The sequence below is a fragment of the Pseudomonas marginalis genome (assembly GCF_024169655.1).
Lineage (GTDB): Bacteria > Pseudomonadota > Gammaproteobacteria > Pseudomonadales > Pseudomonadaceae > Aquipseudomonas > Aquipseudomonas paraveronii.
This window is the reverse complement of record NZ_JALJWV010000001.1, coordinates 4282646-4297829: the sequence shown is the minus strand read 5'-3', so window position 1 is coordinate 4297829 and position 15184 is coordinate 4282646. Positions and strand designations below refer to the sequence as shown.

13 protein-coding genes, 1 tRNA gene and 1 pseudogene are annotated in these 15184 nt (G+C 57.1%); 11 read left to right on the top strand and 4 right to left on the bottom strand.

Annotated elements, in window-relative coordinates:
- Nucleotides 1-54 precede the first annotated feature (54 nt).
- Entirely contained in the window at nt 55-2517 is a 2463-nt protein-coding gene (locus tag J2Y83_RS19605; protein ID WP_253397612.1) for an EAL domain-containing protein, read from the top strand.
- A 78-nt stretch (nt 2518-2595) separates the two neighbouring features.
- Nucleotides 2596-3366, top strand: coding sequence for a TenA family transcriptional regulator (locus J2Y83_RS19600; RefSeq protein WP_301295183.1), 771 nt, complete (start codon nt 2596-2598; stop codon nt 3364-3366).
- 21 nt (nt 3367-3387) lie between these two features.
- Here the strand turns inward: J2Y83_RS19600 and J2Y83_RS19595 are convergent, their stop codons facing one another.
- Nucleotides 3388-4314, bottom strand: coding sequence for a GGDEF domain-containing protein (locus J2Y83_RS19595; protein WP_253397608.1), 927 nt, complete (start codon nt 4312-4314; stop codon nt 3388-3390).
- 315 nt (nt 4315-4629) lie between these two features.
- Nucleotides 4630-5772, bottom strand: a complete 1143-nt coding sequence (lldD, locus tag J2Y83_RS19590) for an FMN-dependent L-lactate dehydrogenase LldD (protein WP_253397606.1) — start codon at nt 5770-5772, stop codon at nt 4630-4632.
- 101 nt (nt 5773-5873) lie between these two features.
- Between lldD and J2Y83_RS19585 the strand changes: the two genes are divergently transcribed.
- The 3 genes from J2Y83_RS19585 to J2Y83_RS19575 all read left to right on the top strand — a co-directional run bounded on the left by J2Y83_RS19585 (nt 5874) and on the right by J2Y83_RS19575 (nt 7932).
- Nucleotides 5874-6758 (top strand): LysR family transcriptional regulator, encoded by an 885-nt coding sequence (locus J2Y83_RS19585; protein WP_198717598.1) that lies wholly within the window; start codon nt 5874-5876, stop codon nt 6756-6758.
- A gap of 85 nt (nt 6759-6843) precedes the next feature.
- Nucleotides 6844-6919: transfer RNA gene (locus J2Y83_RS19580), tRNA-Asn, on the top strand.
- Nucleotides 6920-7041: 122 nt separating this feature from the next.
- Nucleotides 7042-7932: a ParA family protein gene (locus J2Y83_RS19575; RefSeq protein ID WP_253397603.1), complete on the top strand. Its 891-nt coding sequence runs from the start codon at nt 7042-7044 to the stop codon at nt 7930-7932.
- Here J2Y83_RS19575 and J2Y83_RS19570 read toward each other — a convergent pair.
- A pseudogene (locus J2Y83_RS19570) lies at nt 7908-7979 on the bottom strand (hypothetical protein); the annotation flags it as partial. The gene J2Y83_RS19575 and the pseudogene J2Y83_RS19570 sit on opposite strands and share 25 nt — an antisense overlap.
- 109 nt (nt 7980-8088) lie before the next feature.
- On the opposite strand from J2Y83_RS19570, the gene J2Y83_RS19565 reads away from it, so the two are divergent.
- From J2Y83_RS19565 to J2Y83_RS19555, 3 genes are all read left to right on the top strand, one after another.
- A complete protein-coding gene (locus J2Y83_RS19565; protein WP_253397601.1) occupies nt 8089-8640 on the top strand; it encodes a hypothetical protein in 552 nt (183 codons plus the stop codon).
- 139 nt (nt 8641-8779) lie between these two features.
- Nucleotides 8780-9217, top strand: a complete 438-nt coding sequence (locus J2Y83_RS19560; protein ID WP_253397599.1) for a hypothetical protein — start codon at nt 8780-8782, stop codon at nt 9215-9217.
- A gap of 242 nt (nt 9218-9459) precedes the next feature.
- On the top strand, nt 9460-9645 hold the full coding sequence (locus J2Y83_RS19555; RefSeq protein ID WP_019694382.1) for a ribbon-helix-helix protein, CopG family: 186 nt from the start codon (nt 9460-9462) through the stop codon (nt 9643-9645).
- Nucleotides 9646-9713: 68 nt separating this feature from the next.
- Here the strand turns inward: J2Y83_RS19555 and J2Y83_RS19550 are convergent, their stop codons facing one another.
- Nucleotides 9714-11369: a SulP family inorganic anion transporter gene (locus J2Y83_RS19550; protein WP_253397597.1), complete on the bottom strand. Its 1656-nt coding sequence runs from the start codon at nt 11367-11369 to the stop codon at nt 9714-9716.
- 141 nt (nt 11370-11510) lie between these two features.
- On the opposite strand from J2Y83_RS19550, the gene J2Y83_RS19545 reads away from it, so the two are divergent.
- From J2Y83_RS19545 to J2Y83_RS19535, 3 genes are all read left to right on the top strand, one after another.
- Complete coding sequence (locus tag J2Y83_RS19545) at nt 11511-11741, top strand: hypothetical protein (protein ID WP_198717600.1); 231 nt, start codon at nt 11511-11513, stop codon at nt 11739-11741.
- Nucleotides 11742-12186: 445 nt separating this feature from the next.
- Nucleotides 12187-13431 (top strand): malic enzyme-like NAD(P)-binding protein, encoded by a 1245-nt coding sequence (locus J2Y83_RS19540; protein WP_253397595.1) that lies wholly within the window; start codon nt 12187-12189, stop codon nt 13429-13431.
- Between the two features lie 562 nt (nt 13432-13993).
- Nucleotides 13994-15007, top strand: coding sequence for an isocitrate dehydrogenase (locus J2Y83_RS19535; RefSeq protein WP_198717601.1), 1014 nt, complete (start codon nt 13994-13996; stop codon nt 15005-15007).
- The last annotated feature ends 177 nt before the right edge of the window (nt 15008-15184 follow it).

The window sequence follows — 15184 nt, the reverse complement described above, 5'->3', positions numbered from 1 at the left end:
TATCAGGAGCGGATGTTCGCGTGCGTATTTGGCTGTGCATGTGCAAGGGACTTCATGAAGCAGAAGCGGACTCTCGGAACGCCAAGGCTGTTGGGCATTGTCTGGCCCTTTATCGCCGTCGTATTGTTCCAGGCATTATTAGGCTGCATCAGTCTATATGTGCTTTCAGCGGTGCGCGTCTATGTGGCTGGCGAGAGTCTGTGGTCCAAGGGCCAGAAAGACGCCATCTACTATCTGACGCTGTACGCCGATAATCGCGACGAGGCCACCTACCTCAAATACCAGCAAGCGATTGCTGTGCCCCAGGGCGGGCATGAGCTGCGTATCGCCCTGGACCGCCCGGCCCCCGACCTCAACGCGGCGCGCCTGGGGATCATCAAGGGCGGCAACCACCCGGATGACGTCTCCAGTGTGATCTGGCTGTATCTCAACTTTCGCCATTTCAGTTACTTGGAAAAAGCCATTGAGCTGTGGGCCGTGGGCGATGGCTACCTGGTCCAGCTGGACGACCTGGCCCAGGCGATGCACCGGGCGATCACCACCGGCCAGGTCCGTGACGACAATGTGCGGCAATGGAAGGCGCAAATCTTTGCCATCAACGACGGCGTAACACCCGCGGCCAAGGCGTTCAGCGATGCCCTGGGGGAAGGCTCGCGCTTTATCCTGCGGCTGTTGCTGATCACCAACCTGGCCACGGCACTGTGCCTGATCGCCCTGGCGCTGCTGCGTACCTATAAGTTGTTGACGCAGCGGCACGCTTTCGCCGATGCCCTGCAAGTCGAGAAGGAGCGGGCACAGATCACCCTGGAGTCGATCGGCGATGGCGTGATCACCACCGATGTCGATGGCGCCATTACCTACATGAACCCGGCCGCCGAGGCACTGACTCGTTGGGCGTCGGCCCGTGCCCACGGCCAGCCCCTGGCGGCACTGTTCAACCTACTCGATGAAAATGCCCAGCCCGATGGTTTCGCCCTGATCGAACACATCACCAAGGGCCACTTGAGTGGCGGCAGCGAACACTCCAAAACCATCCAGCGCCTGGACGGCAGCACCGTCTCGGTGACATTGGTGGGCGCGCCGATCCGCAGTGCCGGCAAAGTCAGCGGCGCGGTGCTGGTGCTGCACGACATGACCCAGGAACGGCAATACATCGCCAATCTGTCTTGGCAGGCGACCCATGACGCATTGACCGGCCTGGCCAACCGTCGTGAGTTCGAGTTCCGCCTGGAACAGGTGCTGCAACACGTCGGGCGTGAGCACAACGGGCGGCATGCCTTGATGTTCCTCGACCTGGACCAGTTCAAGCTGGTCAACGACACCTGCGGCCATGCGGCAGGCGACGAGCTGTTGCGGCATATCTGCGCACTGCTGCAATCGGATCTGCGGGAGGGCGACACTCTGGCGCGCCTGGGCGGTGACGAGTTCGGTATCCTGCTGGAGAACTGTCCTGCGGCGGTGGCGGAAAAAATCGCCGAAAGCCTGCGCCACACCGTGCAGAACCTGCATTTCGTGTGGAAGGGCCGGCCATTCATGACCACCGTCAGCATTGGCCTGGTGCATATTTCACAGACCCCGACCACCCTGGAAACGTCGCTGCGCGCCGCCGACATGGCCTGCTATATGGCCAAGGAAAAGGGCCGCAACCGCGTGCAGGTCTACCACCCCGACGACTCCGAACTGTCCCTGCGCTTCGGCGAGATGGCCTGGGTGCAACGCCTGCACATGGCTTTGGAAGAAAACCGCTTTTGCCTGTACTCCCAGGAAATCGCGCCCCTGGGGCACACCGACGCCGGCAGTGGGCACATTGAAATCCTGCTGCGCCTGCACGACGAGTCCGGCCGGATCATCCTGCCCGACAGTTTTATTCCGGCCGCTGAACGTTACGGGTTGATGAGTTCCCTGGATCGCTGGGTGGTGGACAACGTGTTCAACCTCATTGCCCGTTGCATGCATGAGCGTCCGGGCCGGCCCATGGCTATGTGTGCGATTAATCTGTCAGGCATAACTATTGGTGATGACGCTTTTCTCGATTTTTTACGCGAGAAGTTCGCGGCTTACAGCGTTCCGCCAGAAATGATTTGTTTTGAAATAACTGAGACCTGCGCTATCGCCAATTTGCGCAGTGCAATTCGCTTTATTAATGAACTCAAAGACTTAGGTTGCCATTTTTCACTCGATGACTTCTGCGCCGGAATGTCCTCATTCGCTTATCTGAAACATTTACCTGTAGACTTCTTGAAGATCGATGGAAGTTTCGTAAAGGATATGCTGGACGACCCGATTAACCGCGCCATGGTCGAAGTGATCAACCACATCGGCCACGTCATGGGTAAACGCACAATTGCCGAGTTTGTTGAAACGCCGCACATCGAACAGGCTTTACTTGAGATCGGTGTGGATTACGCTCAGGGCTACGTGATTGAACGCCCGCAATTGTTTACCTTTGATAGCTTGCAGTGTCGACCTGTGCGGCCGCAGCCTCTGTTATTCAAGGCGCCCGGCACATTCCGCTGAAACATTTGCTGGTCTGTACAATCACACTTAAAAAGGAGCGTTATAGTGATCGACACCTTCAACAGAACCGGCCCACTTATGGAAGCCTCGAGTTACCCCGCCTGGGCACAGCAATTGATCCAGGGCTGTAGCGAGAGCAAGCGCCGAGTTGTCGAGCACGAACTGTATCAGCGCATGCGTGATAACACGCTGAGCGCCAAGACCATGCGCCAATACCTGATCGGTGGCTGGCCCGTGGTTGAACAGTTTGCCTTGTACATGGCACAGAACCTCACCAAGACCAAGTTTGCCCGTCATCCTGGCGAGGACATGGCGCGGCGTTGGCTGATGCGCAATATTCGGGTGGAATTGAACCACGCCGACTATTGGCTGCATTGGGCCGGTGCCCACGGCGTCAGCCTCGAAGAGCTGCAAGCACAGAACGTAGCGCCGGAACTGCACGCACTGAGTCATTGGTGCTGGCACACCAGTTCGGCCGATTCGTTGATCATTGCGATCGCCGCCACCAACTACGCCATCGAGGGCGCGACGGGGGAGTGGTCCGCGTTGGTGTGTTCCACCGGCGTTTATGCCGCAGCCTTCCCAGAGGAAGACCGCAAGCGCGCAATGAAGTGGCTGAAGATGCATGCCCAGTACGACGATGCCCACCCTTGGGAAGCACTGGAAATCATTTGCACGTTGGCCGGCATGAACCCCAGCCGACAACTGCAGGCAGAGCTGCGCCAGGCCGTGTGCAAGAGCTACGACTACATGTACTTGTTCCTGGAAAGTTGCATGCGCCTGGAGAACGAAAAGCCTGCGGCCGCGACTGTTCGCGAGCGCCTGGTGCGCGTCGCCAGCGAAGCGTGATGTAAAACGCGTGGCGGGGGGCTACCCCGCCATTGCCAAGCGGTTGCGACCTTCGCGCTTGGCTACATACAGGGCGCTGTCGGCCCGGCGCAACAGGCTTTCGGCAGACTCGCCAGCCAACAACGTCGAGCAGCCCAGACTCACCGTCAGATCGATGCGTATGTCACCCGCCCAATATTCCTGGGTCTGTGCCGCCAGGCGCAGGCGCTCGCCGACGATCGCCGCCGCTTCCCGGCCGGTGTTGGAGAGCAGGACGAGAAACTCTTCCCCGCCAAACCGGAACACCATGTCCATATTGCGTAGCTGGCCCTTGATTGACGCGGCCACGGCGCGCAGTACCTTGTCGCCAACCGCATGGCCGTGAGTGTCGTTGACGCGTTTGAAGTGATCGATGTCGAGCATTAGCAGGGACAACGGGTTCGAGTGTCGCCGCGCCATGTCGATTTCGCGCTGCAGGGTCTGGTCCATGGCGATGCGGTTGCCGGTTTCGGTCAACGGGTCACGCAGGGCGCTGCGGGTGGCGGCGCGATAGAGCAGGGCGTTGCGCATCGGGTAGAGCAGGGTGGCGAGCAGGGATTCTAGCTGACCCAGTTCTTCTTCCATAAAGCGTTGGTTGCGACGGAATACCAGCTCGCCCAAATGTTCGCCTTCATGGCTCAAGGCGTAGCTCACCGAATGATGGCCGCGATGGCCGAATTCCAGGCGTAGGTCGCTGGGCTGATGGGCGTAGTGCATAGCGTCCAGGGGCACCAGGCGCTGGATCTCGCGAAAGAACAGGCCGAGGATGCGTTGCGGTTCCAGGCTGGTCTGCAATTGCAGGCCCAGTTGTTGGCGCAGTTGAACAACCGTGGTGGGGCGGTGCGGGAGAGAGGATGGCTGACCAAAGCCCAGGCGTTGCAATTTGGCACTGTCAAAGTCGATTGCGTGAGTCTGGGGCGGGGTTTTCATAAGCAGTCGGCCTCTAAGCACTTAGCTGTCTTACAGGCTCGATGAGAGTGGCGAGTGCCAAGCGTCTTACTGTTCCTTCAGTTCCGTAAAACATTGGAAACAGTTTAAACCGCTTTGCCAGGGGTTATAACCCCTGGGCACTGCCACACGTCTTGTCATCGCATAACCTGCTTGAAAGGGTTAGAGCGAGATTCATGCCACTTTGTTGTTTTTTAATAAAATCCTTATAAATCAAAGGCTATTCAGGGGGTCAAAAACAGCCACTGCCGCGCAATGTCAGTTATTTGGCAGGTTGATGGCAGGTTGATGGCAGTTTTACACGCCGTGCTGAACCAAGGTGCTCGGGTCGATCTGCTCGATCGATGTGACGCCGGTCAGCGTCATGGCCACACGCATTTCCTTGGCGAAGATATCCAGCAGGTTTTCCACCCCGTGCTGGCCATCGGCGGCCAGCGCATAGGCGGTCGAGCGTCCCAACAGACATGCCTTGGCGCCCAGGGCGAGCATGCGCACCACGTCGAGCCCGGAGCGAATGCCGGAATCCACCAGCACTGTCAGGTCGTCGCCTACCGCTTGGGCAATCGGCGGCAGTGCCTTGGCAGTGGAGAGCACGCCGTCCAATTGGCGGCCACCATGGTTGGAGACCACGATGCCATCGGCTCCGAAGCTCACCGCGTCCTTGGCGTCCTGCGGGTCGAGGATGCCCTTGATGATCATCGGGCCTTTCCAGAACTCACGTATCCACTCCAGGTCTTTCCAACTGATCGACGGGTCGAAGTTGTTGGCCAGCCAGCCGACGTAATCTTCAAGGGTGGTGGGCTTGCCCAGGTACTTGGAGATATTGCCCAGGTCGTGCGGGCGGCCCATCACGCCGACATCCCATGCCCATTGTGGTTTGGTGACGGCCTGCAGCATCCGGCGCGCCGAGGCATACGGCCCGGACATGCCCGAATGTGCATCGCGGTAACGTGCGCCCGGCGTCGGCATATCGACGGTGAACACCAGCGTCGTCACCCCGGCGGCCTGTGCCCGTTCCAGCGCATTGCGCATAAAGCCGCGGTCCTTGAGTACATAGAGCTGGAACCAGATCGACTGCGCGCTTTGCGACGCCACTTCCTCAATCGAGCACACCGACACTGTCGACAGGCAGAAGGGAATCCCCTTGTTGGTCGCCGCCTTGGCCGCCTGCACCTCACCGCGCCGCGCGTACATGCCGGTCAAACCCACCGGGCTGAGGATGATCGGCATGGCATGTTCCTGACCGAACAGCGTGGTCTTCAAACTCAGGCTATCCACGTTGCGCAGAATGCGCTGGCGCAGGCTGATCTCGGCCAGGTCCGAACTATTGGCACGCATTGTGTGTTCGGCGTAGGCGCCACCGTCGATGTAGTCAAACAGGAAGCGCGGCAGCTTGCGCTTGGCGGCAGCACGGTAATCGGATGCCGACGAAATGATCATGAACAGTGTCTCCGCAGGGCAAAGGGGGATTACGGTAAGCAAACATCTGGCATGATAAAAACAACTTTTATCGCTAGCATCCAGTCGCAAAAGGAATACCGATGAACCTGAGAACACTGCGTGTCTTCGTCGAGGTGGTGCGTCAGGGCGGATTTTCCCAGGCGGCGCAGGTGGTGTCGCTGACCCAGTCGACGGTGAGCAAGGCGGTCAAGACCCTGGAAGACGAGCTGGGCGCGCCGCTGCTTAATCGCCTCGGTCACAAGAACGAACTTACCGCCGCCGGCGAAATTGCCTACCGCCGTGCCCTGGTGCTGCTCGCCGAGCGCAGCGACTTGGTCGCCGAGATCAACGACCTGCGCGAGCTCAAGCGCGGCCTGCTGCGTATCGGCCTGCCGCCAGTGGGATGCGGCGTACTGTTCGCGTCGATGTTCGCGACCTACCGCAACCGCTACCCCGACATCGATATCGAACTCACCGAGCATGGCAGCAAAAAACTGCGCGAATGCCTGGAAGCCGGGGAGGTCGATCTGGCGGCCCTGCTGCTGCCGGTGGACGAAGGCTTCGACTACCAGCCCGTGCGCAATGAGCCACTGATGGCCGTGCTGCCCATGAGCCATCTGCTCGCGCGGCGCAAGCGCATCGACTTCACCGACCTCGCGGATTCACCGTTCATTCTGTTCGAAGCCGGTTTTGCCCTGAACGCATTAATCCTCACCGCCTGCGAACGCAAGGGCGTGACGCCCAGGGTGACCGCCCGCAGCGGGCAGATCGACTTCATCGTCGACCTGGTGGCGGCAGGGTTGGGCGTCGCCTTTCTGCCACGCATGCTCGCGCTCAAGCACCAGCACGCCGGCATCGCGCTGATCCCCTTGGACGAACCCCACACCGACTGGCACATCGCCCTGGCCTGGCGCGCCAGCGCCCACCTGCCACCTGCAGCCCGGGCCTGGCTGGACTTGGCCAAGGAAATGGCCGTCGCGGGGTAGGGGCGCACGCCAATTGTCCGAATGCGCCCGCCAGGCGCTACGGAGTGCTTGACTTATCCTTTTTAATCAGTAACATACGGCGAATTCCGCGATAGCTCAGTTGGTAGAGCAAATGACTGTTAATCATTGGGTCCCTGGTTCGAGTCCAGGTCGTGGAGCCAGATAGGGAAAAGCCTGCAGCGATGCAGGCTTTTTTTTGCCTTGGATTTTTCCGGGGTGATCAAAGCGCACAGCGTGACCAGCATGAATGCGTCTCTAATCCTACGATTCAGAGGTAAATATCATGAAAGTCGCTGCAGTCGTTTCAACCAAAGGCGGGCCGGGTAAAACCACGGTCGGCGTCAATCTGGGCGCGTTCTGCGCCGATGCAGGGATCCGCACCCTGCTCATTGATCTGGATAATCAGCCGTCGCTGTCGTCGTTTTATGCGCTATCGCATGAGGCGCCTGGTGGAACCTATCAACTGATCGCGAATAACGAGACTCGGGCCGACCAGGTCATTTCGCAGACCTGCATTCCTAATCTCTCATTGATCCGTTCCAATGATCCGTTCAATCAGCTGGGAAATTTGTTGCTCCATGCTGCTGACGGGCGCCTTCGTCTCAAGAATCTGCTGCCGGCTTTCGAGCAGGACTTTGATCTGATTCTGATCGATACCCAAGGAGCTCGCTCCATCGTGCTGGAGATGGCCTTACTTGGGGCACACATGGCTATTTCGCCCATCACCCCAGATATGCTGACTGCACGAGAGTTTCAGCGTGGAATGCTCCAGCTCTATCGAGATCTTGAGCCGTTGGCAGCGCTGGGTGCAGAGACGCCAATGTTGAATGTCGTGATCAACAAGCTTGATGCAACCAACGATGCAAACCTGATCTATCACACGCTAACCGAAACTTTTTCTGATCATCCGAAGGTCCAGATGATCCAGACCAAGATCCCGGCCGCAGTGAGCTTTCGTCGTGCTGCGACAGAAGGCATTCCTGCCCACCGCCTGGAGTATCGCCTCCCCACTTACCGCCGTTCACCAACCGCCTTCAAAGTCATCAAAGACCTCTCAATCGAGCTATTTCCCGAATGGCGCTCGAAATTTGAAGCGCTGAACGAAGAGCGTCTGAGTCAGAACATATCGTTGTTATCGAATAGGGTGGCCATGGTGCGTTCTGCGCCCAGGTAAGGCAGGGTCAACAGGCTGCCATTGCGGCCCTTCATCAGCTCCCGACCGGGAATATTACGAGGCACATGGGCGGTTGGGGAGATACTTTTTCAAATGATGGCATTAAGCTATCTCGCACTTAACCATCATGGCATTTAACAGGGTTTGAATTTATCTATGGGTCGTTCCTTTGCTTGGGTCTTTCCGTTGTGCCTGGTGGCTGTTTTTGGTGCGGGTTGTTCTTCTCATAAAGGCCTGCCGCCGGCCAAACCCAAGCCGGTCGTACTGACGGCAGACGACCACCATGCGAAGGTTATTTTCAGAATGCTCAGCACCGAATCGCAGGTGAGCTTCAGCGCTGGGCCCGTGGGGAATTTGAGCGGCGTGGGGGTTGTTTACAACGATTCCCTGGAGCAACAGGCGCCGGCGTTTGTCCGAGGGTTATACAAGGGCCTGGCCCATGGGCTCTATCGTGCCCGGCCGTTCCGGGAGACGTTGGTGCCGGCGGATCAGTTGACGGTGGTGGAGGGCGTTGCGAACTGGCGCAATGATCGCGGGACCTCGTACAGCCTGGAAAAGTGCGGGCCGTTGTCGCGCAGCTTTCTGCCGAAAGCGAACAAGACCTATCTGGTGGAGTTTGATTTGCAGGGGTTCTCGGTGTGTAGCGAGAAGGTTTATGACGTGACGGTGGAAGGGCAGAAGGAGTTGGTTTTGCCGGTAGCGAAATGACCGGTCACGACGCGCAAAATACGGCGAGCACCGCGATGACTCTTGAAAAACGGCGCTTACTCCAGAACTTCTCTAAGGAATACCTGTGCAACGAATTGCGTTACTGCTTTCCGTGGCAGCCGTCGGGGGGGGGTAGTCAGTGTCGCTGAGCAAAAGTGCGGTAAAGGCATATGACGTTTTTCTGGGTCAACCTGTGGTAGCTGATACGGTATTCCGTGACGGAGACAGATTGAATTTCCAGCTCGTCGCTCCGAAAACAGATGCAAAACCGGAACGCACCGTTGTGCAATTGGAGGCGTCTTGCAGCGTGGCGCAACTGCGTGCCGCGTATATTGATTCTCCCTTTGCGCGGGTTTATATCAATCGGCAAAACGGCGTGTACGTGGGCGCACGCTCCCTGACGTCATCCCTTTATTCAGGGCTCACCAGTAACCCGAGTTTCATTCACGCCTGTTCTGAGACACCGCAGCCCGACTGGAGAGTCGCCAACGTAAAAGAGGATGACCAATGGGTGATGCTTGATAGGCATAGCATCAAACAGCAAGGCTCGGAAACGCTGTTCTGGGGGGGCGTATGACAATAAAAAAATAGTGACGGATGCCTCGCACACAGATTGTCTTTCTGTAAGCAATGGGATGGACGCCCCCGCCCATAATTGCCCGGGAGCATTCCTTGCCAGCGCCTGGTTGACCCGGCAATCCAGGCGTACAACGTGATTTGCAGGAAGCCGTCTTACGACCAGAACCTAACCGGTGACAAATGAATGCCCTGCTATTATAATTTGATTATCATTGATCGATTTAGGCGACAGGCAATTCCATGGAAAACAAGACTGCACGACTGACTGTGCTCATTGATCCCGTCAAGAAAAAAGCCCTTGAGGAACTTTGTGCGTCTCAGGATCTGACGCCTTCTCAGGTCGTTCGTCAGCTTATTAGGGACTACCTGGAGACGCATGGCGTGTCCTACGCGACCAAAAGCAAAATTGCGGCCAATGGCAAATAATTCATCCCTGTATGAGCGGGCACGACAAATGCCTGCTTGTCGCGCCTCATTCACTCCTGCCCCCACGCCTAGCCCTGAGTCTCGTTAATCGGGGCATGGCTGACCAGTGCGCCGCTGAAGTCAGCATGATAATGCTGTGAACCAAGCGCCTGAAGAATCCCTGCCTTGTCGAGCTTGCCAAGCACTTTTTCGTTGGCTTCGCACAGCTTTACGACAATGTTGCGTTTTTGCAGTTGCTCTATCACTTCGAGCAGCGTTTGCAGGCCCGTGATATCCATAAACGGCACTCGCTTCAGGCGAATAATCAACGTCTCGGGATCGGTGTGCGTTTGAGCCAAAGCACGCTCAAGGGTTTCTGCTGCGCCAAAGAAAAGGGGGCCTTCAATGGTGTAAACCAAAACACCGGGAGGAAGATGTGTATGCCCATTCATGCGCAACTCCACCTCCAGCTCTTTTTCGACCATGAGCTGTACCTCCACGGAGGAAGCCATACGACGCATAAATTGCAGCATGGCGAGAATGACCCCAATGTTCACGGCGATCGTCAGATCACTGAAAACGGTCAGGCCGAAGGTGATTAAAAGGATGGCGACGTCTGCTTTGGGGGCGCGTTTGACCATGCGCTTGAAGTGCTTCAGTTCGCTCATGTTGTAAGCGACCACGAACAAGATCGCGGCCAGCGCGCAAAGTGGGATATCCGAAGCCAAAGGAGCCAAGAAGAAGATCAGCAGAATCAACGTGAGGGCGTGCGTAAACCCCGCGATTGGACTATTGCCGCCATTGCGGACGTTGGTTGCTGTTCGAGCGATCGCACCTGTCGCAGCAAAGCCACCAAACAGCGGGGTAACCAGGTTGGCAATGCCTTGGCCGATTAACTCCTGGTTGGAGTCATGTTTGGTGCCGGCCATCCCATCGGCGACAACGGCCGACAACAGTGACTCGATGGCCCCCAGCATTGCGATTGCAAATGCAGGGCCAATCAACTCAATGACCTGTGGCAGCGTTATTTGAGGAAGGCCTATTTGGGGAAGCCCTTGGGGAATGCCCCCAAAGGCACTCCCGATCGTGGCCACGCCGTCGAATTGAAAATAGGCATGCAATGCCGTCACCACGACCATGGCGATCAGGGGGCCAGGAACGCGCTTTACGCCGGGCAGTCTGGGTGTGAGGATCACCAGTGCCAGGCTCAGCAGGGCTAACAGTGTCGTGGGTACATGAAGGCTGGGGAATGCCTGGATGAGGTGCCACAGCCGCTCGTGGAAATGCTCGCCACTGATTTTCGGCAAGCCCAAAAAGTCTTTCCATTGGCCAACCCAAATGATCACCCCGATGCCGGCAGTGAATCCAACAATAACGGGGTCAGGGATGAACTTGATGAGCGCGCCAAGTTTGGTGATACCGAGCAGTAATAAAATTGCCCCGGCCATCATTGTCGCGACCTGCAAGCCATCAACACCGTACTTGGCTGTCACGCTGGCCAGAATGACGATGAACGCCCCTGTGGGGCCAGCAATCTGAAGCCGGCTTCCGCCGAACAGCGAAACCAGCAAGCCACCCACAATGGCCGTGTAGATCCCCTGTTCCGGCTTGACGCCGGAGGCGATGGCAAATGCCATGGCCAAGGGCAGCGCCACGACGCCGACGATGACCCCCGAGACGATATTTCTAAGCCAATGTTCGCGCCCTAACAAGCCCGCTTTCCAAGCTTCTCGTATCGCAATCATGACTAGCCTCGTTCTGGTGGCATGTGCATACTATTCACACGATGTGATAATAGCAAAGCAATTGGTCTAGCCTCGGCACAACACCTGAGACGCTCTAGATTCAGTGCTCAGAGAGCTGAACCCTATGCCCGGAGACCCCGCATGAAACGCGAAGATGTCAAAACCAACCACGGGGAAGGCATGCACTTCGACACCCACGTGATAGCCAATCCGGCCAACACGCACGAGTGGATCATTCTGTTCAAGAAGGATGCAGGGAGAAGCTATTTTCTGGTCAATGACAATGAGGAAGTGGAGTCATTTGGACGCCTCGATGATCTGATCCATGAGCTTCGCGAGCTGGGTATCAAGTCCGCCGAAGTTCATTTCTGAGAGCTGCACTCAGGAAGGTTGATCATGTCTGTAACGATTGAGCGCTGTTAAAGAAAGAGTCGACGCCCCCCATCCTGTTCCCTGAATTCCATTCGCACGATTGTCGAAGTGCGTGGATCAGCACCCAAAACGCAATGAGAAACCCCTGAATCCCGATGTGCCGCGCTTAGGTCGTGGCGCATTGGGTATTCGTGCGCGCAAAAAAAAAACGGCCACACAAGGTGGCCTAAGACGGGTTCAAGCATAGGAGGGCTCTATTGGCCAAAAAATACAGGCCCGCCCTGAATTCTTAGGGCCAATAGAGTGAGTCTGACGGCTGATAAACCCCTTCATCAGCAGCATTCAAACCGGCAATGTGATCCTGGTCTGTGGCTCAGGATCTCATTGCCTTGCATTATAATAGTGTTAACATAAGATTGTAATCAACGTCTAATTAGGGGCTCGCATGACTACCGACTTCAAAAAGGCTGCACTGGATTACCATGAATTCCCAACCCCAGGAAAAATCGGCATTGCGCTGACCAAGCCTGCCGACACCGCCGCCCAACTCGCACTGGCGTACAGCCCCGGCGTAGCCGAGCCTGTTCGCGAAATTGCGAAGGACCCGGAGAACGCCTATCGCTTTACCGGAAAAGGCAATCTGGTGGCCGTGATCACAAACGGTACGGCCATTTTGGGCCTCGGCAATCTAGGCCCCTTGGCCAGCAAGCCGGTCATGGAAGGCAAAGCGTTGCTGTTCAAACGTTTTGCCGGCATCGACTCGATCGATATCGAAGTCAATGCTGAGAGTTCCCAGGCCTTTATCGACACAGTCGTGCGTATTGCTGACACCTTTGGTGGCATCAATCTGGAAGACATCAAAGCCCCTGAGTGCTTTGAAATCGAAGAAGCCCTGATCGAGCTGTGCAGCATCCCGGTCTTCCATGACGACCAACACGGCACCGCCATCGTCACTGCGGCCGGTATGCTCAATGCGCTGGAAATTCAGGGCAAAACGCTGGAGAACGCGAGAATCGTTTGCCTCGGCGCGGGTGCCGCAGCCACGGCCTGCATGCGCCTGCTGCTCAGTCTTGGCGCGCAAAAAAGCAATCTGTACATGGTCGATCGCACCGGGGTCATCCACTCCGCCCGCAAAGACCTCAACCCATACAAAGCACAATTCGTTAACGACGGTGGCCCGCTTACGCTGATGGAAGCCATGAGCGGTGCTGACGTGTTTGTGGGGCTGTCTGGAGCCAATCTTCTTCCGGCGCAAGCGCTGGCGGCGATGGCTCCCAAGCCGATCGTGTTTGCCTGCTCAAACCCCGACCCTGAAATCAGCTACGAACTGGCCATGGCCACACGTGATGACCTGATCATGGCGACCGGTCGTTCTGACTACCCGAACCAAGTTAATAACGTTCTGGGCTTTCCGTTCATCTTTCGCGGGACCCTGGATGTTCGGGCAACCCGGATCAACGAAGCGATGAAAATTGCGGCAGTGGAAGCACTGCGCCAATTGGCCAAAGAGCCAACCCCTGTGGAAGTGCTGCAAGCATTCAATGTCGATAAGCTTGAGTTTGGGCGCGATTACATTCTCCCCAAAGCACTCGATGCTCGCCTGCTCGGTGCAATCGCCGGCGCAGTGGCCAAGGCCGCTATCGACACCGGTGTTGCGAAGCTGCATTACCCAGCGCACTACCCGCTGTAAGCGGAGGTCCATCAGGCTGATGTGCGGCAGTTGCACGACCTTTTGCACGGTTGGCAACTGTCGCACTCAGTGTGCATCCAGCCGCCGCAGCGCCTGAATATCGACAGCCCGCCATTTGCAAGATCATCCGTTCTTGAATGAACCGAGCCACAACTCGTCTTCTTTTATGCCTGCCTAAACGCGACCTGGCCCTGCCACGCACAGGCGTTCTAAGACCTTTGTCTCATCGGGAAAACGCTGCTTTCCACCACGTGGAATTAGCATTGTATGTTAATGTTATGCGCGTTATCGGTGGAGCAAATGACTGCACGCTTGATCCGGGCGCTCGCTCGTAGCAGTCGCGTTCATGCCCGTTTTGTGCGACGCGAGAGCTGACACCCACTCAGGTCGCTCGTCAATTGATCCGTGATGACCTGCGCAGTCACGGCGCGGAGGATGACACACGGCACTCTGCCGCGGTGAAAGCCGTCAGACAGTCAATGCCTATCAGCAGACTCGTGACACCAGTCTCAATGCCCCCATCAAAACAGCAGGCTGACAAAGCGCTGTTAAGGAAGAGACCATGAGCAAAACCATCGCAATCATCAAGGGTGACGGCATCGGCCCTGAGATCATGCAAGCGACGCTACGCGTACTCGATGCCCTTGACTGCAATCTTCAGTATGACTTCGTTGAGGCCGGTTTGGAGGCCTTGCAGCAGCATGGGCAACTGATGCCGCCCGTGTCCATCGAGACGATCGCCAAACACGGTGTCGCACTCAAAGGCCCTCTGACCACGCCGATTGGCCGCGGCTTCTCCTCGATCAACGTTCACCTTCGCCGCCACTTCGATCTCTACGCCAACGTCCGGCCAGCGATCAGTTTCCCTGGCACTCGTTCACGCTTCGAAGATATCGATATCATCACGGTGCGCGAAAATACCGAAGGGGCGTACCTGCCAGAAGGGCAGAGTATTTCGGAGGACGGTGAAGTTGCTCTGGCGAGCATTCGCGTCACGCGCACAGCCTCTGAACGCATCGTGCGGTACGCGTTCGAGCTGGCTCGTAGCAAAGGCCGTAAAAAAGTGACTGCGGTGCACAAGGCCAACATCATCAAGTCTTGCTCCGGGTTGTTCCTTGATGTGGCGCGTGAAGTTGCTGCGGATTATCCGGAAATCGAATTCCACGAGATGATCGTCGACAACGCCTGTATGCAGTTGGTGATGAACCCCCATCAATTTGATGTCATCGTCACCACCAACCTGTTTGGCGACATCCTTTCAGACTTGTGCGCTGGCCTGGTCGGTGGCTTGGGCTTGGCGCCGGGGTCCAACATCGGCGCCGATGCGGCCATCTTCGAAGCGGTCCATGGCTCGGCGCCGGACATCGCCGGCAAGAACATCGCGAACCCATGTGCATTGTTGTTGGCTGCCGCAGACATGCTTGATTACCTGGGCATGGTGGACAAGGGGACACGCGTGCGTACCGCTATCCGCGCTGTTCTGGAAAACTCCCGTGATCAAGTGACACCCGATATGGGCGGAGCCGGTACCACTGAGTCCTTCGCTGACGCTTTGGTGGCCTACGTGCGCGGCTAAATAGCGCATCAGGAAACACGCGCGTCGTCCGATTCGCCAGCTCACTACGAGCTGGCGATTTTCTGCGTGTGTTCCACGCTGACCTACCCAGAACCCCATGCGGCCACTGGGTCGAGAGCAGAAGCTCCACGGCGCGCTACGGAAGTAGCAATACTGTGTTGTCGTAATGTTAGCGTT

What these genes read in the sequence shown, in the direction of transcription:
- J2Y83_RS19605 (WP_253397612.1), top strand. Translation starts at nt 55, where the DNA reads ATGAAGCAGAAGCGGACTCTCGGAACGCCAAGGCTGTTGGGCATTGTC.
- J2Y83_RS19600 (WP_301295183.1), top strand. Translation starts at nt 2,596, where the DNA reads ATGGAAGCCTCGAGTTACCCCGCCTGGGCACAGCAATTGATCCAGGGC.
- J2Y83_RS19595 (WP_253397608.1), bottom strand. Translation starts at nt 4,314, where the DNA reads ATGAAAACCCCGCCCCAGACTCACGCAATCGACTTTGACAGTGCCAAA.
- lldD (WP_253397606.1), bottom strand. Translation starts at nt 5,772, where the DNA reads ATGATCATTTCGTCGGCATCCGATTACCGTGCTGCCGCCAAGCGCAAG.
- J2Y83_RS19585 (WP_198717598.1), top strand. Translation starts at nt 5,874, where the DNA reads ATGAACCTGAGAACACTGCGTGTCTTCGTCGAGGTGGTGCGTCAGGGC.
- J2Y83_RS19575 (WP_253397603.1), top strand. Translation starts at nt 7,042, where the DNA reads ATGAAAGTCGCTGCAGTCGTTTCAACCAAAGGCGGGCCGGGTAAAACC.
- J2Y83_RS19565 (WP_253397601.1), top strand. Translation starts at nt 8,089, where the DNA reads ATGGGTCGTTCCTTTGCTTGGGTCTTTCCGTTGTGCCTGGTGGCTGTT.
- J2Y83_RS19555 (WP_019694382.1), top strand. Translation starts at nt 9,460, where the DNA reads ATGGAAAACAAGACTGCACGACTGACTGTGCTCATTGATCCCGTCAAG.
- J2Y83_RS19550 (WP_253397597.1), bottom strand. Translation starts at nt 11,369, where the DNA reads ATGATTGCGATACGAGAAGCTTGGAAAGCGGGCTTGTTAGGGCGCGAA.
- J2Y83_RS19545 (WP_198717600.1), top strand. Translation starts at nt 11,511, where the DNA reads ATGAAACGCGAAGATGTCAAAACCAACCACGGGGAAGGCATGCACTTC.
- J2Y83_RS19540 (WP_253397595.1), top strand. Translation starts at nt 12,187, where the DNA reads ATGACTACCGACTTCAAAAAGGCTGCACTGGATTACCATGAATTCCCA.
- J2Y83_RS19535 (WP_198717601.1), top strand. Translation starts at nt 13,994, where the DNA reads ATGAGCAAAACCATCGCAATCATCAAGGGTGACGGCATCGGCCCTGAG.